Source organism: Pseudomonas sp. Colony2, from assembly GCF_019382755.1.
Lineage (GTDB): Bacteria > Pseudomonadota > Gammaproteobacteria > Pseudomonadales > Pseudomonadaceae > Aquipseudomonas.
In genome coordinates, this window is record NZ_CP080030.1 from 480,031 (window position 1) to 501,474 (window position 21,444).

Annotated in this window: 23 protein-coding genes; 3 read left to right on the forward strand and 20 right to left on the reverse strand. The window is 63.4% G+C overall.

All coding sequences use genetic code 11. From position 1 onward, the window contains the following. Positions 1-191: 191 nt before the first annotated feature. The gene (gene hemE, locus JV201_RS01985) at positions 192-1,259 is read left to right on the forward strand and encodes a uroporphyrinogen decarboxylase (RefSeq protein ID WP_087692524.1); all 1,068 of its coding nucleotides are present in this window, start codon (positions 192-194) and stop codon (positions 1,257-1,259) included. A 53-nt stretch (positions 1,260-1,312) separates the two neighbouring features. Here hemE and JV201_RS01990 read toward each other — a convergent pair whose 3' ends face one another. After that, positions 1,313-2,530 (reverse strand): MFS transporter, encoded by a 1,218-nt coding sequence (locus JV201_RS01990; RefSeq protein WP_371316176.1) that lies wholly within the window; start codon positions 2,528-2,530, stop codon positions 1,313-1,315. 181 nt (positions 2,531-2,711) lie between these two features. On the opposite strand from JV201_RS01990, the gene JV201_RS01995 reads away from it, so the two are divergent. Then, a complete protein-coding gene (locus JV201_RS01995) occupies positions 2,712-3,605 on the forward strand; it encodes a LysR family transcriptional regulator (protein ID WP_003209358.1) in 894 nt (297 codons plus the stop codon). 161 nt (positions 3,606-3,766) lie between these two features. Here JV201_RS01995 and JV201_RS02000 read toward each other — a convergent pair whose 3' ends face one another. From JV201_RS02000 to JV201_RS02090, 19 genes are all read right to left on the reverse strand, one after another. Next, the gene (locus tag JV201_RS02000; RefSeq protein ID WP_003209360.1) at positions 3,767-4,207 is read right to left on the reverse strand and encodes a hypothetical protein; all 441 of its coding nucleotides are present in this window, start codon (positions 4,205-4,207) and stop codon (positions 3,767-3,769) included. Between the two features lie 26 nt (positions 4,208-4,233). After that, positions 4,234-5,460, reverse strand: a complete 1,227-nt coding sequence (locus tag JV201_RS02005; protein WP_008439241.1) for a beta-ketoacyl-ACP synthase — start codon at positions 5,458-5,460, stop codon at positions 4,234-4,236. Beyond that, positions 5,460-6,188, reverse strand: coding sequence for a 3-oxoacyl-ACP reductase FabG (gene fabG / locus JV201_RS02010; RefSeq protein ID WP_087692521.1), 729 nt, complete (start codon positions 6,186-6,188; stop codon positions 5,460-5,462). Before fabG ends, JV201_RS02005 begins: the two co-directional genes overlap by 1 nt. Next, positions 6,185-6,646: a hotdog family protein gene (locus JV201_RS02015; RefSeq protein WP_102604305.1), complete on the reverse strand. Its 462-nt coding sequence runs from the start codon at positions 6,644-6,646 to the stop codon at positions 6,185-6,187. Before JV201_RS02015 ends, fabG begins: the two co-directional genes overlap by 4 nt. After that, positions 6,643-7,809: a beta-ketoacyl-[acyl-carrier-protein] synthase family protein gene (locus tag JV201_RS02020; protein WP_087692519.1), complete on the reverse strand. Its 1,167-nt coding sequence runs from the start codon at positions 7,807-7,809 to the stop codon at positions 6,643-6,645. The genes JV201_RS02015 and JV201_RS02020 overlap by 4 nt, the downstream gene beginning before the upstream one ends. Beyond that, a complete protein-coding gene (locus tag JV201_RS02025) occupies positions 7,806-8,288 on the reverse strand; it encodes a hypothetical protein (RefSeq protein WP_173883011.1) in 483 nt (160 codons plus the stop codon). The genes JV201_RS02020 and JV201_RS02025 overlap by 4 nt, the downstream gene beginning before the upstream one ends. After that, positions 8,285-9,019, reverse strand: coding sequence for a class I SAM-dependent methyltransferase (locus JV201_RS02030; RefSeq protein WP_219406444.1), 735 nt, complete (start codon positions 9,017-9,019; stop codon positions 8,285-8,287). Before JV201_RS02030 ends, JV201_RS02025 begins: the two co-directional genes overlap by 4 nt. Next, positions 9,016-11,334 (reverse strand): MMPL family transporter, encoded by a 2,319-nt coding sequence (locus JV201_RS02035; protein WP_219406445.1) that lies wholly within the window; start codon positions 11,332-11,334, stop codon positions 9,016-9,018. The genes JV201_RS02030 and JV201_RS02035 overlap by 4 nt, the downstream gene beginning before the upstream one ends. After that, on the reverse strand, positions 11,324-12,034 hold the full coding sequence (locus tag JV201_RS02040) for an outer membrane lipoprotein carrier protein LolA (protein WP_219406446.1): 711 nt from the start codon (positions 12,032-12,034) through the stop codon (positions 11,324-11,326). The genes JV201_RS02035 and JV201_RS02040 overlap by 11 nt, the downstream gene beginning before the upstream one ends. Then, complete coding sequence (locus tag JV201_RS02045; RefSeq protein WP_102367948.1) at positions 12,031-12,456, reverse strand: thioesterase family protein; 426 nt, start codon at positions 12,454-12,456, stop codon at positions 12,031-12,033. The genes JV201_RS02040 and JV201_RS02045 overlap by 4 nt, the downstream gene beginning before the upstream one ends. Continuing rightward, complete coding sequence (gene hutH / locus JV201_RS02050; protein ID WP_177020740.1) at positions 12,449-13,990, reverse strand: histidine ammonia-lyase; 1,542 nt, start codon at positions 13,988-13,990, stop codon at positions 12,449-12,451. The genes JV201_RS02045 and hutH overlap by 8 nt, the downstream gene beginning before the upstream one ends. Next, positions 13,974-14,909: a glycosyl transferase gene (locus JV201_RS02055; protein WP_003209381.1), complete on the reverse strand. Its 936-nt coding sequence runs from the start codon at positions 14,907-14,909 to the stop codon at positions 13,974-13,976. Before JV201_RS02055 ends, hutH begins: the two co-directional genes overlap by 17 nt. After that, positions 14,906-15,640, reverse strand: coding sequence for a glycosyltransferase family 2 protein (locus tag JV201_RS02060; protein ID WP_219406447.1), 735 nt, complete (start codon positions 15,638-15,640; stop codon positions 14,906-14,908). Before JV201_RS02060 ends, JV201_RS02055 begins: the two co-directional genes overlap by 4 nt. Positions 15,641-15,807: 167 nt before the next feature. Beyond that, positions 15,808-17,478 carry an acyl-CoA synthetase family protein gene (locus tag JV201_RS02065; RefSeq protein WP_219406448.1) on the reverse strand — a complete coding sequence of 557 codons (1,671 nt, stop codon included), beginning with the start codon at positions 17,476-17,478 and terminating at the stop codon, positions 15,808-15,810. Continuing rightward, complete coding sequence (locus JV201_RS02070; RefSeq protein ID WP_063033449.1) at positions 17,475-18,020, reverse strand: hypothetical protein; 546 nt, start codon at positions 18,018-18,020, stop codon at positions 17,475-17,477. Before JV201_RS02070 ends, JV201_RS02065 begins: the two co-directional genes overlap by 4 nt. Next, a complete protein-coding gene (locus tag JV201_RS02075) occupies positions 18,017-18,271 on the reverse strand; it encodes an acyl carrier protein (protein ID WP_003209389.1) in 255 nt (84 codons plus the stop codon). The genes JV201_RS02070 and JV201_RS02075 overlap by 4 nt, the downstream gene beginning before the upstream one ends. Before the next feature lie 9 nt (positions 18,272-18,280). Continuing rightward, entirely contained in the window at positions 18,281-18,550 is a 270-nt protein-coding gene (locus tag JV201_RS02080; RefSeq protein WP_003209392.1) for a phosphopantetheine-binding protein, read from the reverse strand. After that, on the reverse strand, positions 18,534-19,340 hold the full coding sequence (locus JV201_RS02085; RefSeq protein ID WP_177122248.1) for a 1-acyl-sn-glycerol-3-phosphate acyltransferase: 807 nt from the start codon (positions 19,338-19,340) through the stop codon (positions 18,534-18,536). Before JV201_RS02085 ends, JV201_RS02080 begins: the two co-directional genes overlap by 17 nt. Beyond that, positions 19,316-20,038, reverse strand: a complete 723-nt coding sequence (locus JV201_RS02090) for a beta-ketoacyl synthase chain length factor (protein ID WP_177049099.1) — start codon at positions 20,036-20,038, stop codon at positions 19,316-19,318. The genes JV201_RS02085 and JV201_RS02090 overlap by 25 nt, the downstream gene beginning before the upstream one ends. Positions 20,039-20,386: 348 nt before the next feature. On the opposite strand from JV201_RS02090, the gene JV201_RS02095 reads away from it, so the two are divergent. After that, positions 20,387-21,157 carry a ParA family protein gene (locus tag JV201_RS02095; RefSeq protein ID WP_003209397.1) on the forward strand — a complete coding sequence of 257 codons (771 nt, stop codon included), beginning with the start codon at positions 20,387-20,389 and terminating at the stop codon, positions 21,155-21,157. The last annotated feature ends 287 nt before the right edge of the window (positions 21,158-21,444 follow it).

Here is a 21,444-nt window from a genome sequence, read left to right on the forward strand (position 1 = left end):
GAATGCGGTATATCAGTCACCAGATGTGTTGGCTGACCCACCGCATTCGCGAGCAAGCCCGCTCCCACATTTGTTTTGTGGCGCTTTCATATCCGCGACAAATTGACCCGATAGACAAAAGGCACGGCTCTTGCCGTGCCTTTTGCGTCGCGCTCTGAGAAAATGCCCGCACTTTTTTTGCGGATGCCGACATGACTGCCCTCAAGAACGACCGTTTCCTTCGTGCCCTGCTCAAGCAACCCGTGGACGTCACCCCTGTGTGGATGATGCGCCAGGCCGGTCGCTACCTGCCGGAATACCGCGCCAGTCGCGCCCACGCCGGCGACTTCATGAGCCTGTGCATGAACCCGGAGTTCGCCTGCGAAGTCACCATGCAACCGCTGGACCGCTATCCACAGCTGGATGCGGCCATCCTGTTCTCCGATATCCTGACCATCCCTGACGCCATGGGCCAGGGCCTGTACTTCGAAACCGGCGAAGGCCCGCGTTTCAAGAAAGTCGTCAGCACCCTGGCCGACATCGAAGCCCTGCCGATCCCCGATCCCCACAAGGACCTGGGCTACGTCATGGATGCGGTCAGCACCATCCGCCGCGAGCTGAACGGCCGCGTGCCGCTGATCGGCTTCTCCGGCAGCCCGTGGACCCTGGCCACCTACATGGTCGAAGGCGGCTCGTCGAAAGACTTCCGCAAGACCAAGGCCATGCTGTACGACAACCCGCAAGCCATGCACCTGCTGCTGGACAAGCTGGCGCAGTCGGTCACCTCCTACCTCAACGGCCAGATCATGGCCGGCGCCCAGGCGGTGCAGATCTTCGACACCTGGGGTGGCAACCTGTCGGCGGCGGCGTACCAGGAGTTCTCCCTGGCCTACATGCGCAAGATCGTCAGCGGCCTGATCCGCGAACACGAAGGCCGCAAAGTGCCGGTGATCATGTTCACCAAGGGCGGCGGCCTGTGGCTGGAAAGCATCGCCGACGCCGGCGCCGACGCGCTGGGCCTGGACTGGACCTGCGACCTCGGCGAAGCCCGTCGCCGCGTGGGCAACAAGGTTGCGCTGCAAGGCAACATGGACCCGACCGTGCTGTACGCCAAGCCGGAAGCCATCCGTACTGAAGTGGGCCGCATCCTCGCCAGCTACGGCAAAGGCAGTGGTCACGTGTTCAACCTTGGCCACGGCATTACTCCGGAAGTTGATCCGGAGCACGCAGGCGCGTTCCTGCGGGCGGTGCACGAGTTGTCGGCGCAGTATCACGAGTGATCGCGCGGCAATGAAAAAGCCCGGCAGATGCCGGGCTTTTTTGTAAGCGCTGGTTAAGCCTTGGCTTCCTGCAACGGCGGTAACTTCGCCAGCTTCAACGCCACCAGCAACGCGACGATCAACAGCGCGACGATAAACCCGCCAATCCCGTTCCACCCGGCGTAGTGCCAGAAGAAACCGCCCGCCGTCCCCGCAATACTCGACCCCACGTAGTAACTGAACAGGTACAGCGAAGACGCCTGGCCCTTGGCTTTCAGTGCGCGGCGGCCGATCCAGCTGCTGGCCACCGAGTGGGCGCCGAAGAAGCCGAAGGTGAAGATCAACATGCCGGGCACTACCAGCCACAGCGGGGTAAACAGCGTCAGGGCGATACCGCCGAGCATCAGCACGATGGTGCCCCAGAGCACGCGACGACGGCCCAGGCGGTCGGCCAGGGAGCCGATTTTCGCCGAGCTGTAGATACCCGAGAGGTAGACCAGCGACAGCAGGCCTACCACGGCCTGGCTCAAATCGTACGGGTCCGCCAGCAAGCGGTAGCCGATGTAGTTGAACATCGTCACAAAGGCGCCCATCAGCACGAAGGCTTCGAGGAACAGCCACGGCAGGCCGGCGTCCTTGAAGTGCATGGTGAAGCCGTCCATCAGGCTGCGCGGGTGCAGGGTGCTGGCGCGGAAGTTGCGCGATTCGGGGAGGATCTTCCAGAACACCGTGGCTGCGATCAGCGCCAGGGCGCCGATGATCAGCATCGCCGTGTGCCAACTGACGAAGTCGATCAGCACACCGATGATCAAGCGGCCGCTCATGCCGCCAATGGCGTTACCGCCGATATACAGGCCCATGGCCAAGCCGATGTGTTGCGGGTGGATCTCTTCACTCAGGTAGGTCATGGCCACCGCTGCCAGGCCGCTGAGGGACAGGCCCACCAGTGCGCGCATCAGCAGGATGCCTTCCCAGCTTGGCATCAGGCCGCTGGCGATGGTGCACAGTGCGGCGCAGAACAGCGCGGCAACCATCACCGGCTTGCGCCCCAGGGTGTCGGAAATCGGCCCGGTGATCAGCAGGCCAATGGCGAGCATGCCGGTGGCCACCGAGAGAATCAGGCTGCTTTGCGCGGCATTGATGGAAAATTCGTGGGACAGCGCCGGCATCATCGGCTGTACGCAGTAGAGCAGGGCGAAAGTGGCGAAACCGCCGGAGAACAGCGCCAGCACCGTGCGCATGAACATCGGGGTGCCTTTTTCGATGTACTGCTCGTTGAGCTGTGCCACCACTTCATCGAGGGCGGTGGGCGGTACTTCTTGAGCAAGCGGAGCGACAGCAGATTTCACGCGGGACCTCGGGGAGGAAAGGCTGCCAGGGCTGGCAATGCAAAAAAGAATATAGCTCCCTATTGATTCTTTCCAATATATTGTTCGACCTGTTTAAGAGCTTTTACGACCTAATGAGGTTTTCATGGAACTGCGCCACCTGCGTTACTTCATCGCCGTGGCTGAAGAGCTGCATTTTGGCCGCGCCGCGCAGGTGCTGGGGATCTCCCAGCCGCCCCTGAGCCAGCAGATCCAGGCGCTGGAGCAGGAGATAGGTGCGCGGTTGTTTGAGCGTACCAATCGTCGGGTCGAGCTGAGCGAGGCCGGCAGGTTGTTCCTGCAAGAGGCGCGGTTGGTGCTGGCGCAGGTGGATAAAGCGGCGGACGTGGCGCGTCGGGCGCAGTTGGGGGAACTGGGGGAGTTGAAGATTGGCTTCACCTCTTCTGCGCCGTTCAACTCCAGCATCCCACAGGCGATCTTCGCGTTTCGCCAGGCATTCCCGGCGGTGCATTTGAATCTGCAGGAGATGAGCAGCACGGAGGTGGCCGAGTCGCTGGTGGATGAGTCGATTCAGGTGGGGTTGATGCGACCGTTGCCGTTGCCCGATTCCTTGAGCGTCGTGGAACTGATGCGCGAGCCCTTGGTGGCCGTGCTGAACGCCGGGCATCCGCTGGTGGAGGGCAGTGAGCGTGGTTTGCACCTGGCGCAATTGGCCGAAGAGCCGTTTGTGTTTTTCCCGCGGACTTACGGCAGCGGCCTGTATGCCCAATTGATGAGCCTGGCGCGTGATGCCGGCTTCAGCCCGCATTTCGCGCAGGAGGCCGGGGAGGCAATGACCATCATTGGCCTGGTGGCGGCGGGGTTGGGTGTCTCGGTGTTACCGGCGTCGTATCAGCGGATCCGCATTGATGGCGTGGTGTATCGCACGTTGCTGGATCAGGAGGCGGTGACGGCGGTGTGGCTGGTGCAGCGCAAGGGTCAGCAGACGCCGATGGCCAAGGCGTTTGTCGAGCTGCTGACCCGCAAGGCATTGGTATGACCGACGCATAACCTGTGGCGAGGGAGCTTGCTCCCGCTGGGCTGCGCAGCAGCCCCGAAACCCGACGACTGAGTTTTACCAGGCAACCCTCAATCGCAGGTTTCAGGGGCGCTTCGCGCCCCAACGGGAGCAAGCTCCCTCGCCACAGGGAAGCGGGTGTTTCAGTTCTGCTTCGACGTCCCGGTCTGCTGGAGCAACTGCGCCGTGTCACTCACACCATTGGTGCGCAACGCCGCCAGGATGTCACGGTCCAGCATGCTCACCCAGCGGTTGTAGTTGCGGTGAATCTTGCCGTCCTTGTAGCCCAGGTCGCGGCTGTCGCGGTAGGTGATGGCGTAGCTGGTGGCGGTGTAGCGGATGTCGATTTCAGCGTGGAACTGGTTGCGCACGTTGATCTCGGCCTGCACCAGTTGCGGGCTCAGGCGCTGCACCACCCATTGGCGTTTGTTCAAGGCCGCGATAATGGTCTGCTTCATTTTTTCTTCGTTGACCTGCGGGTTCGCCGGCAAGTCATGCTGGGTGTTGAGCACCGGTTTGTTGGTGCAGCCAGCGGTGGTGAGCAGGGCCAAAGCGACCAGTGTTGCGCGTAGCAGGGAAGACATTCCATTTCTCCAGTCAGTAAAAAAACCTACACCCAGCGGCGGAAAATCAGCGAAGTGTTGACGCCGCCAAAGGCAAAATTGTTGTTCATCACGTAGTCGCTGTGCAGCTCGCGGAACTCACCTTGCAGGTAGTCCAGCTCGCCGCAGCGCGGGTCGACCTCGTCGAGGTTGAAGGTGTGCACGTATTGGTTGCGGTTCATCATCTCGATGCTGAACCACGACTCCAGCGCGCCGCATGCGCCCAGGGTATGCCCAAGGAAACTCTTCTGCGAACTGATGGGCATGCGGCTGCCGAACAGGCTGCTGGTGGCCAGGGTTTCGGCGATGTCGCCCTGGTCGGTGGCGGTGCCATGGCCGTTCACATAGCCGATCGCGTCGGGCGCAAGCCCCGCATCTTCCAATGCCAGTTCCATGGCGCGGCGCATGGTGGCCTGTTCCGGGCGGGTGGTGTGCTGGCCGTCGGCGTTGCTGCCGAAGCCGACGATTTCCGCGTGGATATGCGCGCCACGGGCCAGTGCATGTTCCAGCTCTTCGAGCACCAGGATGCCACCGCCTTCGCCGATCACCAGGCCGTCGCGGCCACTGTCGTAGGGACGCGGGCTGGTTTGTGGTGCATCGTTTTTCAGGCTGGTGGCGTACAGCGCATCGAACACCATGGCTTCGGTAGGGCACAGCTCTTCGGCACCACCTGCCAACATCAGCGGCAGGCGGCCGAACTTGATGGCCTCATAGGCGTAGCCGATGCCCTGGCTGCCGCTGGTGCACGCGCTGGACGTGGGGATCAGCCGGCCGGTGAGGCCGAAGAAAATGCTGATATTCGCTGCCGTGGTGTGGGGCATCATCCGCACGTAGGAGTTGGCGTTCAGCCCCTCGGCCACCGAGTTCAGCAGCATATTGCCGAAGGCCTTGATCTCGTCGGTGCTGCCGGTGGACGAGCCACAGGCCACGCCCATGCGCCCGTCCTTGATCGACTCGTCGCCCAGCAAGCCGGCATCTTTCAGCGCCTGCTCCGCTGCCCATACCGCCAGCCGGGAAACCCGGCCCATGCTGCGCAGTTGCTTGCGGGTCCAGTGGGCGGGTACCACGAAATCATCGATCGGCCCGGCCAGCCGTGTGTTCAGTTCGGTGAAACGGTCCCACTCATCCATGCGCCGGATGCCGCTGCGGTTGGCGCGGAAGTTGGCGGCGATGGTTGCCCAATCGCTGCCCAGGGACGTAACGCCGGCCATGCCGGTGACCACCACGCGTTTCATCAGCACAGGCCTCCATTCACGGCCAGCACTTGGCGGGTGATGTAGCCGGCTTCTGCCGACATCAGGAAGTTCACCGCCCCGGCGACTTCTTCCGGCGTGCCCATGCGCTGGGCCGGGATCATTTTCATCAGCTCTTCCACCGGTACGTTTTCATCGAGCATCGCGGTGTCGATCAGCCCGGGGGCCACGCAGTTGACGGTGATCTTGCGCTTGCCCAGCTCGATGGCCAGGGCTTTGGCGGCGCCGATCAGGCCGGCCTTGGACGCGCTGTAGTTGACCTGGCCGCGGTTGCCGATCAGCCCGGATACCGAGGTGATGCACACGATCCGCCCGGCGGCGCGACGACGAATCATCGGCATCATCACCGGGTGCAGCACGTTGTAGAAACCGTCGAGGTTGGTGCGCATCACCACGTCCCAATCGTCTTCCGACAGCGCTGGAAACGCGCCGTCGCGCGTCAGGCCCGCATTGAGCACCACGCCGTAATACGCGCCATGGGCTTCCACGTCGGCTTCAAGGATCTCCTTGCAGCTGGCGCGGTCCGCCACATCGAATTGCAACACCCGGGCCTTGCGCCCCAGCGCTTCGATTTCGACCTGCACCGCATCCGCCTCGGCACGCCCGCTGCGGCAGTGCAGCACGATGTCGTGCCCGGCCTGGGCCAGGCGCACAGCGATAGCGCGGCCGATGCCACGGCTGGAGCCGGTCACCAATACGGATTCAGTCATGGCGTGGTGTCCTTCGATTCATCTAAATAGTTGGCCGCCTGGGGCGGTCGAAATACGTTCAAGCGCGCGCTGGCCTGGATGCCGTGACCGGTGAGGTGGCATTCGAACACACCCATGCCGTTGTCGTCTTCCAGGGAGCGCAGGCCGTGGATGGTCAGCTCGGTGCCTGCGGGAAAGTGCTCGACGTTGCACTCGAACTTGCGCGTGCCCAGCAGGAAGCCCAACTCCACGGCTTCACCTTTCTGGCGCGCGCGGCAACCGGCGTAGGCCGCGACGCTTTGCGCCATCAACTCAATGCCGACCCACGCGGGCAGGCTGCCATCGGCGCGGTTGAAAAGACCGCCGGGCTTGACCGTCAGGCGGGTCTGGATCTGTTCTTCATCAAAGCTCAGGACCTGATCGATCAGGATCATGTCACCGGCGTGGGGCAGCAGTTCGGCGAGCGGCCAATCAGTCATGGGGCGTCTCCGATAATCAGGCTGACGTTGTTGCCGCCGAAGGCAAACGAGTTGCTCATCAGGCAGCGTTTTTCCAGGGCGTCGCCGGGCGACGCCCACTTCAGTACGGGCAGGTCGGGGTCCGCCTGGCCATCCCAGACATGCGGCGGCACTACGCCTTCTGCCAGGCTCAGCCAGCAGAACGCCGCTTCCAGCGCGCCGGCGGCGCCCAGGGTGTGGCCGGTCATGGGTTTGGTCGAGGAGCAGGCTACGCCGTCCGGGAACAGGGCCGCGACCGCCAGGCTTTCCATGGCATCGTTATGTTGGGTAGCGGTGCCGTGCAGGTTCAGGTAACCGATTTGTCCGGGCGCCAGTTGTGCGCTGGCCAGGGCCTTGCGCATCGCTTGCAACGCACCCTTGCCGGTAGGCTCGGGGGCGGAAATATGGTGGGCGTCGCAACTGGCGCCACTGCCCAGCAGTGCGAACGGCGCCGGGGTTTTGCTCATCAGGAACAGCACGGCGGCTTCGCCGATATTGATGCCGTTGCGGTTCAGCGAAAACGGATTGCAGCGCTCTGCCGAAACCGCCTCCAGCGACGAAAAACCATTGAGGGTCAGCTTGCACAGCGTGTCGACGCCACCGCAGATCACCGCATCGCACACGCCCAGGTCCAACAGGCGTTGGGCACTCATCAGCGCTCGTGCGCTGGAGGTGCAGGCGGTGGAAATCACGTAGGCCGGGCCGCTCAGTTGCAGCCAGTCGGCGAGGAAATCGGCCGGGGCGCCAAGCGCCTGTTGCTGATAGTCGTAGTCGGCGGGGAACTGGTTTTCCCGCAGATAGTGGGCGATGCCACGGCTGGCTTCATCGATGCCCGAGGTGCTGGTGCCGAGCACGATGCCAATGCGCGACGCGCCGAACGTCTGGATCGCTTGCCGGATCTCGTCGTCAATCTGCAACGCGGCTTCCAGCAGCAACTGGTTATTGCGGCTGCGATGGGATTCCAGCCCGGGCGGTATCGCCGCCAGTTCACCGTGCACAGCGGCCACCGGCAACACACGCTCCGGCACCCAGCCGCTTTCGGCGCGCATGCCGGAGCAGTCGCCGGCAAACAGGCTGCGGCTGACTTCGCGCTTGTCGCGGCCCAGGGCGCAGATCACGCCGAGGGCATTGAGGTAGGCGCTCATCGGGCAGCCCCTAGCGGCGAGATGTGGTAGGTCAGGTGTTGCCCGATCACGTCCACGCGAAACACCAGGGAGGAGTGATAGGTGATCTTCCAGTGGGACGGCAGGGTGCGGATCAGGTCCATTTCCTGGGTCCCGGGGTACAGCCTGGAAACTTCATCCGCCGAGGTCAGGGCGAACAACAGCGCGGCAAACAGTTCACGCGCCTGGGGATTGGGCGGCAGCAGACCGTCGGCCTGCCAGGCGCCATTGATCAGCATCTGCCGAGCCTGGGGAATGCCCAGCGGGTCCATCATCGACCAGCGAATCCCGCCGCCTTCGCGCTGCATCACCAGCAACCAGTCCTGGCGTTGGCCATCCTGTTCGCGCTGCACATGCAGTTGCAACGGCAGGCTCAGCACCGGGTTTTTCGACGGCAACGGCGGCTGGCTGGCGCACGCGCTCAGCAGCAACAGGCAGCCGATCAACAGCATTCGGATCATGTTTCAGCGCTCGCCAGAGGTTTGCGGGCAACCACGTTGACCAGGGTTTCTTCGCGCTGGCCGGCCGGTTTTGGCTGGCGCAGGCCCCAGCGCTCAAGCAGGCCGAAGTCGGTGGCGCGGCTCCACCACAGGTACGGGTACGAGACGTTCTGCGGGCCGAACTCAAAGCCCTGCTCGCGAATCATCTCAAGGTACTCCTCGGCGCTTTTCTGCACATGCATCGGGTGACGAAACAGCCAGCGAATGACCCAGGTGTCGATATAGGCCTCGGTGGATTCGGCAAACAGCAGGTAGCCGCCCGGCTTGAGCACCCGGTAGAACTCTTTCAGGGCGCGATGCTGTTCCACCAGATGATGGAAGGTCTGGTGACAGAACAGCACGTCGACACTGGCGTCGGCCACGTCGAGGGTCGCGCAGTCGCTGCCGATCAACTCGATGGCGATGCCCTGGCGCGCGGCTTCGGTGCGGCTCAGGTCGAGGCTGTGTGGGTCAGCATCCAGGCCGATCAGGCGCTCGGGGGCGAACACTTGCTGCAAATACTGGAACGACTTGCCCTGGCCGCAGCCGGCGTCCAGCAGCACCGGAGCAACCGGCAGCGGTTCGCTGAACAGGCTGCGCAGGTCGTTGATGGCCACGCGCAGCACATGGTGCTGCCAGGTGTGGCTGCGCAGGAACCAGAAGCCGAATTTGGTTTCTTCGACGTAGTTCTTGCTGAGGTATTGGCTGCTCATCGTTTCTTCCTTGTCCCGGACGGGGCGGCCCACGGCGCCAGCATGAAGCTGAATGCCAGCCCCAAGCTCACCGATAGCCCAAAATTACTCACCGCCGGCGTGCTGGAAATGGCCAGCAGGCCGAACGATAGCCAAGTAGTCACGGCCGCCAACAGTGTGCCCAACAGGCTCACCGCGGCGCCGCCAATTTGTTCACGCATCAGGATCGCGTAGTCGACGCTGATGGCGGTTACCAACAGCAGGCCGAACAGGCTGAACAACGTCAGCGGCTGCCCCAGCCAACCCAGGCTGGCCAGGCTGCACAGCGCCGCCAGCAGCGGCAGGGCGACGATGCGCAGGGCACCGCCGAAGCCGAACGGCAGGATCAGCAGCAGTACGATCAACACGCAGGACATCAATTTCAATTCCGCCGCGCTGATCTGTGTGGCAGCGAATACCTGGTTCAAGTCGCCGAGGCGATCCACCAACTGCACGCCGGGCAGATCCAGGGCCTGCACCCGCAGCAAGGCCGGGTTGTTCAAGCCTTGCAGGCTCACCATCGCCGCCACGCCACCGTCGACATTCCCCAGCCACAGCGTGCGCCACGGCTCGGCCAGCGGGCCGACCAGTGCTGCGTCGATGTCCTCGGTGGGCAAGGCCTGCAACTGGGTCAGCTCGGCTTGCAGCGCGCTGGCGGGTACGCCGAGGTCCAGCAATGGCTGCCAGTAGTGCGGCAGCTGTTTCAGGGCCTCGCGCAGTTGCTGTTGCTCCGCCGGCGCGCTGACCAACTGGTTGAGCGCCAGGTAGCCCTGGAGCTTGTCCATGTTCACCAACTGATCCAGACGCTGACTCAGCGCAGCCTGGCGCTCCAGCAATTGCGGTTGATTGTCCGCCCGTACCAGAAAGAACTGGCTGGTGGGCTGGAACCCGGTAATCCGCGCAACGGCCTGGGCTTCCTGCAGCAACTGCGGCGGCGCACCGATCCACTGGCGGATATCGTTTTTGCTGTTCAGGTGCCACAGCCCTCCGGCGCAAAACACCAACACCAGTATCAACAACACCGGGCTTGGCAGGCGCTTGAGCAGCGACTCGCGCACGCTCAGCAGGAACTCGGCAATGCGCAGCGGCCATTGCGCCGGGCGCAGCTCGACGCCTTTGAGCAAGGCCGGCAACAGGCACACGGCCGACAGGTAAGCGCCCACCAGACCGGCAGCGGAGAACACCGCGATTTGCGTCAGCGCCGGGAACGGCGTCCACGCCAGGGCCAGGTAACCGATGCAACTGGTGGCCAGGCTCAGGCTCAGGCCCGGCAAGGTCAGGCGCAAGGCCGGCCAACTGCGCCAAGGGCTCATGCTCCAGCTCTTGGACAGGTAATGCAGCGGGTAATCCACCGCCACGCCGATCAGGCTCGAGCCCAGCACCAGCGTGATCACATGCATATGCCCGAACAGCGCCACACAGGCCACCGCACCAAACAGCATGCCCACCAGCACCGGCACGAACGCCAGCAACACCCGCCAGCGGCGGAACGCAAGCAGCAGCAATAACAGGATGCCTACCGTCGCGCCGCCGCCGACCCAAGTGATTTCCCGGGTGGCCTGCTGCTGACCATTGGCTGCATACAGCAGGCCGCTGGCGGCGAGCAATTGCGCGCCTTGCTGGTCGGCCTGCTCGCGGCTGGCCTTGAGCAGTTCAGCCACTTGCAGCGGCAGTTTCATGTCGAAGGCATTGCCGGTGGTGCGAGCCCGCAGCAGTACCCAGCTTTTGCCGTCGGCATCGGCGATCAGCGCGCCGCTGCCGATATCCAGCTGCACCGAACCGTGTTGCGGCTGGCTGTTCTGGATGCGCCCGGTGAGGCCCAGCCAATCGTCCTGGCTCGGCACCAGGCTGAAGCCGGTGAACGGGTCGAACAGCGCCTGAACCCGCTGCTGAATAAACGCCTGGGGCTCGTCGATCAGTTGCTCGCGATCCTTGGCCGAGAGCATCGCCAGCCGGCCTTGCAGCAACTGCTGACGCAGGGCTGGCAGGTCGGCTTGGAGGTTCCACTGGACCTTTTCAAACAGGCCGCTGGCTTGCCAGGCTTCGCCCAATTGCGTCGCCATGGCCACGGCTTTTTGCCGGTCGGCATGCCCCACCAGCACCAGCATTTCGCGGTTCAGCGGTTCCTGCATGCGCTGTTCGGCGCGCAGCTCCAGCGCATCCGGCGCGGTGCCGGGCACCAGTTCCATCAGGTTCGCCGACAGCGGTGCGCCATGGCGCCATTGCCAACCCGCCAGGGCCAACACGGCCACCAGCAGGATCAGGAACAGGCGCGGCAACCAGCGTTCACTCGGCAAAGTCGTGTTGCTCCGCGTCGCTCAAGGGTTGGCTGCTGGTGCTGTCCTGCATGCGCAGTACGGTGCTGTCGCCCTGGGTTTCCAGCAGCTCGATCTTCTGCACCAGTTCGCCGCCGTCGATATTGATTTGGGTGAACACCTGCTTGAGCAGTAGCGAGCGCGGGATCAACGTGAGTTTCCACTGCTGGGCTTCGCCTTGCAGTTGCAGCTCGAAGTCACGCTGCAAGCCACTGCTGTCGCCCTGCAACACGGCGAGGAACAAACGGTTCTGCTCGGCGCCGGCGCTCTTGTTCGGCAACAATTGCCAGCCGTTGGCGTCACGCCGGGCGATGCCGTTGGCGCTGATGCGGTAGTCCTGTTGCAGCGGGGTTTTCAGCAGCCACAGCAGGCCGTGGTCCTTGGCCAGGACGAAGGTGCCCTTGCTGACCAGCGGTTGCGGCAGGGCGCGCAGGTGTTTTTCCTGGATGAAGTTGCCGTGGATCACCGACGGTTTTGCAAGCTGATCGCTGAGTTGCTGCAGGTCGAAAGCATGGGCCAGGCCTGGAATGCCCAACAACAGAATGAAGGCGATTCCTGTGGGAGCGGCGGTGCGACGATTCGACTTGCTCGCGAAGAACCTGAGGGCGCCACGGGGTGTCAGGCGGCCTGCGTTATCGTTGACGATTTTCGCGAGCAAGCCCGCTCCCACAGGGAATCTCATTTCAAGGCTCTCTCTATGGCGTCAGTGAATATTTTTGGCGACGCCAACTGCATTTCACGGCTGGCAATCTCCACCGCCACTTGCACGGTGCTGGCGCGGGTCAGGCGCTCGCCCGTGGCCTTGTCGCTGATCAGGTAATTGACCTTCAAGCGGTTCTCCCACTCCACCAGGCTGGCGCGCACGTTGATGGTCTGGCCGAAGGTCGCTCCGCGCACATAGCGCAGCTGCATGTCGATCACCGGCCAGGCGTAGCCCGCTTGCAGCATCGCTGTGTAGTTGTGGCCGATCTTGTCCAGCAAGGCGCAGCGGGCGACTTCCAGGTACTTTACGTAGTGCCCGTGCCACACCACGTTCATGGTGTCGATGTCGAAAAACGGCACGAGGATTTCAGTGTCGCAGTGCAACACGCCGGGGCTACGCATGCAGCCTCCAGTGTTGCTCGGCGATACGCTTGAGGCACAGGCGCAGTTCGCCTTCCAGTGCGCGGTCTTCGATGACCGGCGGGAAGTCCTTGGCCAGCTCGATTTGCATGGCGGCCAGCGCCGGCGGCAGCGGGCGTGCGTCTTCAGCCTGGGCCCGCAGCCATACGCCCTGGTTGGCGGCGAGCAAGGTGGCGGCGGCGACTTGTTCGGTCAGTTCCAGCACACGAATCGCATCGCGGGCGGCGATGGTGCCCATGCTCACTTTGTCCTGGTTGTGGCACTCGGTGGAGCGCGAGAACACGCTGGCCGGCATGGTGTTTTTCAGCGCTTCGGCGGTCCAGGCGCTGGTGCCGATCTGCACAGCCTTGAAGCCGTGGTTGATCATCGCCCGCTCGGCTGGCGCACCCGACAAATTGCTCGGCAAGCCGTGGTTGTAACGCACGTCCACCAGCAGCGCGAGCTGGCGGTCCAGCAGGTCGGCGACGTTGGCCACCAGGGTCTTGAGGCTGTCCATGGCGAAGGCGATGTGGCCGCCGTAGAAGTGGCCGCCGTGCAGCACGCGTTCTTCTTCGGCGTCGATGATCGGGTTGTCGTTGGCGCTGTTGAGTTCGATCTCGATGAACGAGCGCAACCAGTTCAGGCTGTCGGCCAGCACGCCCAGGACGTGGGGCGCGCAGCGCAGGGAGTAACGGTCTTGCAGGCGATGCAGCGGCGCGGTCGGCGCGTCGATGGCCAGATCCTTGCGCAGCCAGGCGGCGACTTGCATCTGCCCCGGGTGTGGCTTGGCGGCGAACAGGCGCTCGTCGAAATGCTCCGGATTGCCTTGCAGCGCCACCACGTTCAGCGCGGTGATGCGCGTGGCCAGTTGCAGCAGGTAGTCGGCGCGGGCGAAGGCCAGGCAGGCGAGGCCGGTCATCACGGCGGTGCCGTTCATCAGTGCCAGGGCCTCTTTCGGGCGCAGTACCAGCGGGTCCCAGCCCAGCTCGCGGTGCACCTCCGACGCCTGGCGGCGTTCGCCACGGAACATCACTTCGCGCTCACCAGACAAGGTTGCGGCCACGTAGGACAGCGGCGTCAAGTCACCGCTGGCGCCTACCGAGCCTTCTTCCGGAATCAGCGGCAGCACGTCGAATTCCAGGAACGCGTGCAGGCGCTCCAGCAACTCCACGCGCACGCCCGACACGCCATGGCACAGCGACTGCAACCGCGCCGCCAGCACCGCGCGGGTGGCTTGCGCATCCAGCAACTTGCCCAGGCCGCAGCCGTGGAACGTGTAGAGGTGGCGGGGCAGCGCTTCGACGTGCTCCAGCGGCACCGCCACCACGCACGAGTCGCCGTAGCCGGTGGTCACGCCGTAGATCACGCCTTCCTTGTCCAGCAACGAATCCAGGAACTGCGCGCCCTTGGCGATGCGCTGGCGGTACTTGGCATCGGCTTGCAGTTGAGTCGGCGCCTGACGGTTGGCCAGGGCCAGCACGTCTTCGATGCGCAGGGGAATTTCGCCGAAGGTTACCGGCTCAAGATGCGTCGTCATCGGTCTTCCAGAAAGGGTAAAAGTTGAACCATTGTTGGGGCGCTTCCAGGCAGAACTGGCCCAGGCGCTCGGCGTAGCGGGCGGTCCATTGTGCAATCACCTGCTGGCGGTCGCTGCGTTTCCATTCGATCAACCGGGCGAACGGCTCGATTATCAGGCGATAACGGCCTTGATGCTTCAAGCACATCAGCAGGTTGACCGGGCATTTCAGCAAACCGGCCAACAGCCACGGGCCTTGGGGGAAGGCGGCGTCATGGCCGAGGAAATCCACGCGTACCGTGCGCCCGCCATGCAGCGGTACGCGGTCGCCGGCAATCGCCAGCCACTCGCCGTCGTCGAGGCGCTGGCTGAGCAGCATCATCACTGCCGGATCAAGTTCGCTGACCTGGATCAGGCGCAGATTGGTCGCCCCGGCTTCGCCCAGAATCCGGTTGAAACGTTCAGCGTGCTTGGTGTGCACCAGCACGTTCATGGTGACCTTTTCGCCAAGCTCGGCGAGGGCGCGGCACACTTCAAGGTTGCCCAGGTGCGCGCCCACCAGCATCTGCCCGCGTTCGCTGCGCAGCTGGCCGCGCAGTTGGGCCGGGTCGATGATTTCGATCTGCTCCAGGCGCAGCTTGCCGTTCCATACGTCGAGCTTGTCCAGCAGGGCGTCGGCGAATGCCATGAACTGGCCGAAGACGCTTCTGTGGGTAGGGCGCAGGTCGTCGCGCCGGCTCCAGTCGGCCAGGCGCTGCTGGTATTGCCAGGCGCTTTGGCGGGCCGTGCGGCCGAACAGAAAGAAGTAGAAAACGATGCCGTAGAGCAGCGGGCTCAGCAGCCGGCGCCCGAGGACCTTGGCGGCGAAGGCGGTGAATTTCATCAGCCAGAAGCTGCCGCGCTCCTCGCGGTCGGCCCAGTGCTTGGTGTCCTGGCTCATGCCTGCCACCGGCGCCAGAGGATCATCGGCGCGCGCACCAACATGCCGAAGAACAGCCGGGTGTGCATCGAGGAAATCAGCGCGTTGTCATGGAACAGGCGAAAGTGCGACAGGCCGTCGGCGGGGTAGTGCACCTTGGTCGGCAGCCAGCGCATCGGCTGGTTGCGCCAGGCCAGGCGCACCAGGATGTCGGAGTCGAAATCCATGCGTTTGCCGATGTTGGCCGAGTCCATCAAGGCCAGGGTCGGTGGCAGTGGGTACACGCGAAAGCCGCACATGGAGTCGCGGATCTGCAGCGACAAGGTGTTGATCCACACCCACACGTGGGTCAGGTAGCGCGCGTAAAGGCGGCCCTTGGGCACGCTGTCGTCGTATTCCGGGTAGCCGCAGATCAACGCATTCGGGTGGGCGCGGGAGGCGTCGAGGAAGGTACCGACTTCCCGCAGGTCGTGCTGGCCGTCGGCGTCCACTTGCAGGGCGTGGGTGAAGCCCAGGCGTGCGACTTCGCGAAAGCCGGCCATGACGGCGGCGCCTTTGCCCTGGTTGGCGGGCAGGGTCAGCAGGGAGACGTTGTCGAGGGTTGCCAGTTGCGCCAGCACGGCGGCGCAGGCGGCGCTGCTGCCGTCGTCTACCAGCAGGCATGGCAGGCCGCTGTCCAGCACGGTGCGCACCACGGCGGGCACGGCGGCCTCGTGGTTGTAGACCGGGATCAAGGCGCAGGGCTTATGCATAACAGGTACCCCATTGGCACAAGCACTTCGTGTGGCGAGGGAGCTTGCTCCCGCTGGGCTGCGAAGCAGCCCCAACACAGGCGACACCGACCTGCCTGATAAACCACAGTGCCTGGGTTGGGAGTGCTGCGCACTCCAGCGGGAGCAAGCTCCCTCGCCACAAAAGCTTAATCACTGACCCTCCCCAGCACGATCCGCCCACTGGAGCAGGCGGCCGCCTCATTGCGGTAGGCGAAGTACAACTTGCCGCGCTCCTGGTCGAACCGCAGGTGCAGTTCGATCCGGTCATCCGGGCGTACCAGTTGCTGGAACTTGAGCACTTCCATCCCGGCGAACGGCCCCGGCAGCTTGAGCAGTTGCTGGCCCAGGCTCAGCGCCCAATCCACTTGCACCACGCCCGGTAGCACCGGGGTTTGCGGGAAGTGGCCGCTGAAGTAGGCGAGGTCCGGCGGGATCGCCAGTTGCAGGGTCCATTCACCGTTGGCTTCGACTTGTTCCAGTACTTCCGGGGCTTTCGGGCGCGGTGCCAGCAGCAGGGCTTCGACGTCGGCCTGGGGCAGCTTGCCTTGGGTGTTCAGCGGCAATTGGCGCAACAGGCGCCAGCGGCGGGGCAGCGCCAGGGCTTCGCAGTGTTGGCTCAAGTGCTGGCGCAGGGTTTGGGTGACGGTGCGCCGGCCCTGGTTACGCAGGGCATGCAAGCCGCCTGCGCTGAGCACCACGAGGGCGCCGAGGGAGGCGCGGTTTTCCTGCACCACGCCCAGGCGCGTTTCAGCGACCCAGGCATGGTCCATCAGCGCCTGTTCCAGCATCGGCAGGGAGATGCGTTTTTCTTCCAGCTTGACGATGCGGTCCAGGCGGCCGAGCAATTCGAAGCGGCCGTCGGCGTGGATGGTGGCGGCGTCGGCGGTCTGTTCGACATGGCCGGCGGGCAAGTATGGCGAGGCGATGCGCAAGGCGCCGTCGGCGTCCTGGCTCAGCTGCACGTCGGCAAACGGCTGCCACGGTTGTTCGCCCTGGCGCCAGGCGATGCCGCCGGTTTCCGAGCTGCCGAGGATTTCCGTCGGCCATTGCTGCAAACGCTGATGCAGGCTGCCGGCGGCTTCAAGGGGCAAGGCGCCGCCGGAGGAAAACACCCGTTTGACCGGTGTAAGCGCTGGCCAGTCGAGGTTGTCACCCATGCGCTTGAGGAGCGCCGGGCTGGCGACCCAGGCAAATTGCGCGTGCTCGCGGCTGGCGCGCTGCAAGTCCTCGGGGAATGCCAACTGCTGGCGCACAAAGGTACGCCCGGCACACAACGGCCACAGCACCCGGAACAGCAAGCCATAGATATGCTGGGTGGCGACGCTGCCGATGATGCACGCCTCGCCGAGGTCGGCGCCCCACAGGGTTTCCAGCGCCTGGACTTCATTGGCCATCTGCCGCAGGGTTTTGTCGATGCGCTTGGGCTCGCCGCTGGAGCCGGACGTACACAGGCTCAGGCAGCAGGCATCCAGGTCCAGGGCTGCGGCGCTTGATGGCGCTTGATACAGCGCGTCCAGGTCGCCGGCTTCGGTCAGCCAGGCGTCGACGGCATCGTCCCAGCGTTGGCGCGTTTGCGGTTGCAGGTCAGCGGGCAACAACACGCTGACGCCTGCACGCCACGCGCCCAGCAGGGCGATCGCCAGCAAGCCGGCATCTTCCAGGTACACCGCCAGGCGCTGGATGCCCCGGGCTTGCAACCCGGCGGCCAGGCTCAGGGACTTCTCCCACAGGTGTGGGTGATCCAGGGCAGGTTCGGTGGTGACCAAACGCTGCTCCACAGGCTCAAGCAGCAAGTGCTCAAGATTCAACCAATTCATACGCGGCCTCGAACCCTTTGTCGTACCAGCCATTCCACGGCAAACAACAGCCCCATCAGCCCGTAGGCGATCATGCCGTTGTACAACGTCCACCAGCTCAGCGGCGCCCACAGGGTGAGGGCGGCGGCGAGCAGGCCGTTACACAGGAAAAATACACTCCACACCACGGTGACCTGGCGGGTATACACAATCGCTTTTTCGGGCAGTTGCGGCTCGGTCATGCGCGCGAGGCGCTCGACCATCGGCGGCCCGTATTTCAGGCTCAGGCCGAACAGTGCCAGCATGAAGGCGCTGACCAGGCTCGGGTACCAGCGCAGCATCTGCGGGTTGTCGAACCAGGCGAGCAGCAGGCAAAAGACAATGATCGCCGCCGCCATCCAGCGGCTGCCCGGGCGCCTGGCGCCGGTCAGGGCGCGCAACAGCCACAGGCTGCCCAGCAGCAGGCCAAATTGCCACGGGGCAAAATGCTCAGTGCCGTAATACACCGCAAAAGGGTACAGCAGCCCCGCCAGCAACAGGCCAAGGCCGATCAGCCGGCTCATGCGGCCGGTTGAACCAGACGGTAGACCGCCTCGACCACGTCATTCACGGTACGCACAGCCTTGAACTCTTCGGCGGCGATTTTCTTGCCGGTCTGGCGCTTGATGTGGTCGATCAGGTCCACTGCATCAATGCTGTCGATTTCCAGGTCCTGGTACAGGTTGGCGTCGAGCGTGACGCGTTCCGGTTCCAGTTCAAACAGTTCCACCAGGGCGTCGCGCAAGGTGTTGAAAATATCGTCACGAGTTTGCATGGTACGGTCTCAAGCTGCCTGTCGGGCCGTGACGAACGCCGCGAGGCTGGCCACGTTGGTGAAGTGATTACGGGTGTCCTTGGCGTCGGCATCGATCTTGATGCCGTACTTTTTCTGGATCGCCAGGCCCAATTCCAGGGCGTCGACTGAATCCAGGCCAAGGCCTTCGCCGAACAGGGTTTGCTCGTTGCCGATGTCGCTCTCGCTGATGTCTTCCAGGCCCAGGGCCTCGATGATCAGCGTTTTTATGTCGTGCTCAAGGCTATGTGGGTTGCTCATCTTCGGCGAGCTCCTTAATAAAATACTGGTGCAGGTAATCGTTGAGCTTGCGTGATGCCTGGGGCGCGGGCCCTTGTGCGGCAAACGCCTGTGGTTCTATATCGGCACCCACGCGCAAACTGAAGTGAAAGCGGCGATTCGGGATGCGATACCAGGGTTCGGCCTTGGTCAGGGTGGTGGGGCTGACCTTGATCACTACCGGGGTGATGATGCTCGCACCACGCAGGGCAATGGCGGCGGCGCCGCGATGAAAGGTCGGCGCCTGGCCCGGTGAGGTGCGGGTGCCTTCCGGGAAAATGATCAGGGTCTGGCCGTCCCGCAGAGCATCGGCGGCGGCGTCGAGCATGTCGGCGCTGCCGTCGTTGCTGATGTAGCCGGCGTCGCGCACCGGGCCCCGGGTGAAGGGGTTCTGCCACAGGCTCTGCTTGACCACGCAGTTGGTCTGGCGCATCTGGGCGATCAGGAACACCACATCCACCAGCGATGGGTGGTTGGCGATGATCATCTGGCCCGGGCGGCCGAGCTTTTCCGCGCCTTCGACGCTGTAGGTCAGGATGCCCAGGCGCATCATCATGCGGATAAACAACCAGAACAGGCAGCTGATGGTGTGGCGGGCGCGTCGCTGATGCTGTTTGGCATCACCCGGCAGGCAACTGAGCAGCGGAAACACCAGGACACGCAGGCACAGGCCGCCGAGGCCAAACAGGGCGAAGGCGGTGGCAGTGGCGAACAGGCGCCAGTAGTAGGCCTTCCGAGGCTTTTCGGTCAGGACTTGCGTTGCCAGTTCCATACTCGGTTCTTCCAGGCATGTTGGCAGGCGCCCTCTTCGTTCAGCAGGGTGCGCAGCAGGTTCAGGGCGTGGGGCCACTGGGCTTTGGTGGTGGGTTGGACAGCGGCTGTATTCAGTTCCAGCTGCCACTCGTCGCCCGGTGTCAGCAGCAGGCCGAGGGCGTAGGGGAAGGGCACGTCCTCGATCCAGCGCGCATAGGCTTCGGGGGGCTGTTCCTCGGTAATGATCAGCAATACAGCCGGTGCGCCTTCATTGAGCAGGGCAGCGGCTTCGAGCATGCCGTGCTCCAGGCCATCGCCGGCGGCGGCGAGGGCGGTCATTTCACTGGTTTCATTGCGCAGGATCGACCACAGGCCAATCACCGCGTTATGCACCGACAGGCTGAACTGGGTCGGCGACAGGGGCTCGTCGTTGGCCAGGTCGCTGAGAATATCGAGGGTGCGTGGGGTTTCGCCGTGACGGGAGACAAACACCAATGGCAACTGTTGCAAGCCTTCGGCCAGGGGCCAGCCCACACTGAAGGCCATGCGCGCCAGGCGGCTCAGGCGCCGGCGCTGCATGGCCGGCAGGAAGGACACGTCGGGTGCCGCGTCGCTGCGGGCGAGCAATGTCGGCTGCCGGCACCAGGTGCGCCAGTCGTCCGCGCTTTCGAGCCCGGGAGCCCAGGCGCGCCATTGGGCGATGTTGAAATTGATCACTGAGAAGTTATCCCGCCCCTGCGGGCTTCCTTGTGCAGCCATTGGCCCCGAATACCGGGACAGGGTGCAATCGCCGAATGGCGCGCATTATCCCGGTGCTGCGGGGTTCTAGCAAACTTTGGTAAAGAATTGTTCACGGATGATTACAAATTCGCTGGAAAGAATTACCGATTGTCCATCATGCAGGTAGGGCAGCAGGTGTCAGGCAATTCCTGCTTTGTCGGACAGACGGGAAATTGTTATGCGAGATAGAGCCTCTGATGCTGTAGTACAGGAACAAACGAGGTAGCTAACGGGCGCTTTTGCCCTCTACACTCGGGTCATTCATTGATACACGGAGGTTTTTCCATGCGGCGCGTGGTGTTCAACCAAAAAGGCGGTGTTGGCAAGTCCAGCATTGCCTGCAACCTGGCGGCGGTCAGCGCCAGCGAAGGCTATCGAACCCTGTTGGTGGACCTCGATGCCCAGGCTAACTCTACCCAGTACCTCACCGGGCTGACCGGCGACGATATCCCCATGGGAATCGCCGACTTCTTCAAGCAAACCCTGTCTTCCGGGCCGTTTTCGAAGAAAAACCAGGTGGATATCTACGAAACCCCGTTCGACAACCTGCACGTCATCACCGCCACCGCGGAACTGGCAGACCTGCAGCCCAAGCTCGAGGCCAAGCACAAGATCAACAAGCTGCGAAAGCTGCTGGATGAATTGAGCGAGGACTACGACCGGATCTACCTGGATACGCCGCCGGCGTTGAACTTTTATGCCGTTTCAGCGCTGATTGCCGCTGATCGCGTGCTGATCCCCTTCGATTGCGACAGCTTCTCCCGCCAGGCGCTGTATGGCCTGCTGGCAGAGATTGAAGAATTGAAGGAAGACCACAACGAAGGGCTGGAAGTGGAAGGCATCGTGGTCAACCAGTTCCAGGCCCGGGCGAGCCTGCCGCAGCAGATGCTGGATGAATTGATTGCCGAAGGTTTGCCGGTACTGCCGGTGTACCTCACCAGTTCGGTGCGCATGCGTGAATCGCACCAGGCGAACATGCCGCTGATCCACCTGGACCCACGGCACAAGCTGACACAGCAGTTTGTGGAATTGCATAACCTGCTGGAAAACGCGTGATTTAGCAGGCAACACATCACCCATGTGGGAGCGGGCTTGCTCGCGAATGCGGTGGATCAGTCGAATTCTCTATTGACTGACTCACCGCATTCGCGAGCAAGCCCGCTCCCACATTTGGTCTTTGTTTCTACAGGGAAATCGTCGTCTTGCGCCGTTGCCTACAGTTACGCCAGAATCCGCCGGCTTGTGCGTCTGGATGGGCGTCTCTAAGGTTGCTCGGTCGCTGAATTCTCAGTGATCGGGTTTAGTAGCCCGAGTGTTTGTCGTTAAGTGCATAAGCTTCATCT

Bases quoted from the DNA above. Each gene is read 5' to 3' on its own strand.
- JV201_RS02005 (WP_008439241.1), bottom strand. From the start codon at position 5,460: ATGAAACGCGTGGTGGTCACCGGCATGGCCGGCGTTACGTCCCTGGGC.
- JV201_RS02025 (WP_173883011.1), bottom strand. From the start codon at position 8,288: ATGATCCGAATGCTGTTGATCGGCTGCCTGTTGCTGCTGAGCGCGTGC.
- JV201_RS02015 (WP_102604305.1), bottom strand. From the start codon at position 6,646: ATGACTGATTGGCCGCTCGCCGAACTGCTGCCCCACGCCGGTGACATG.
- JV201_RS02070 (WP_063033449.1), bottom strand. From the start codon at position 18,020: ATGAGCCGGCTGATCGGCCTTGGCCTGTTGCTGGCGGGGCTGCTGTAC.
- JV201_RS02000 (WP_003209360.1), bottom strand. From the start codon at position 4,207: ATGTCTTCCCTGCTACGCGCAACACTGGTCGCTTTGGCCCTGCTCACC.
- JV201_RS02095 (WP_003209397.1), top strand. From the start codon at position 20,387: ATGCGGCGCGTGGTGTTCAACCAAAAAGGCGGTGTTGGCAAGTCCAGC.
- JV201_RS02040 (WP_219406446.1), bottom strand. From the start codon at position 12,034: ATGAGATTCCCTGTGGGAGCGGGCTTGCTCGCGAAAATCGTCAACGAT.
- JV201_RS01995 (WP_003209358.1), top strand. From the start codon at position 2,712: ATGGAACTGCGCCACCTGCGTTACTTCATCGCCGTGGCTGAAGAGCTG.
- hemE (WP_087692524.1), top strand. From the start codon at position 192: ATGACTGCCCTCAAGAACGACCGTTTCCTTCGTGCCCTGCTCAAGCAA.
- JV201_RS02020 (WP_087692519.1), bottom strand. From the start codon at position 7,809: ATGAGCGCCTACCTCAATGCCCTCGGCGTGATCTGCGCCCTGGGCCGC.
- JV201_RS02055 (WP_003209381.1), bottom strand. From the start codon at position 14,909: ATGAGCCAGGACACCAAGCACTGGGCCGACCGCGAGGAGCGCGGCAGC.
- JV201_RS02085 (WP_177122248.1), bottom strand. From the start codon at position 19,340: ATGGAACTGGCAACGCAAGTCCTGACCGAAAAGCCTCGGAAGGCCTAC.
- JV201_RS02080 (WP_003209392.1), bottom strand. From the start codon at position 18,550: ATGAGCAACCCACATAGCCTTGAGCACGACATAAAAACGCTGATCATC.
- JV201_RS02030 (WP_219406444.1), bottom strand. From the start codon at position 9,019: ATGAGCAGCCAATACCTCAGCAAGAACTACGTCGAAGAAACCAAATTC.
- JV201_RS02045 (WP_102367948.1), bottom strand. From the start codon at position 12,456: ATGCGTAGCCCCGGCGTGTTGCACTGCGACACTGAAATCCTCGTGCCG.
- JV201_RS02060 (WP_219406447.1), bottom strand. From the start codon at position 15,640: ATGCATAAGCCCTGCGCCTTGATCCCGGTCTACAACCACGAGGCCGCC.
- JV201_RS02075 (WP_003209389.1), bottom strand. From the start codon at position 18,271: ATGCAAACTCGTGACGATATTTTCAACACCTTGCGCGACGCCCTGGTG.
- fabG (WP_087692521.1), bottom strand. From the start codon at position 6,188: ATGACTGAATCCGTATTGGTGACCGGCTCCAGCCGTGGCATCGGCCGC.
- hutH (WP_177020740.1), bottom strand. From the start codon at position 13,990: ATGACGACGCATCTTGAGCCGGTAACCTTCGGCGAAATTCCCCTGCGC.
- JV201_RS02065 (WP_219406448.1), bottom strand. From the start codon at position 17,478: ATGAATTGGTTGAATCTTGAGCACTTGCTGCTTGAGCCTGTGGAGCAG.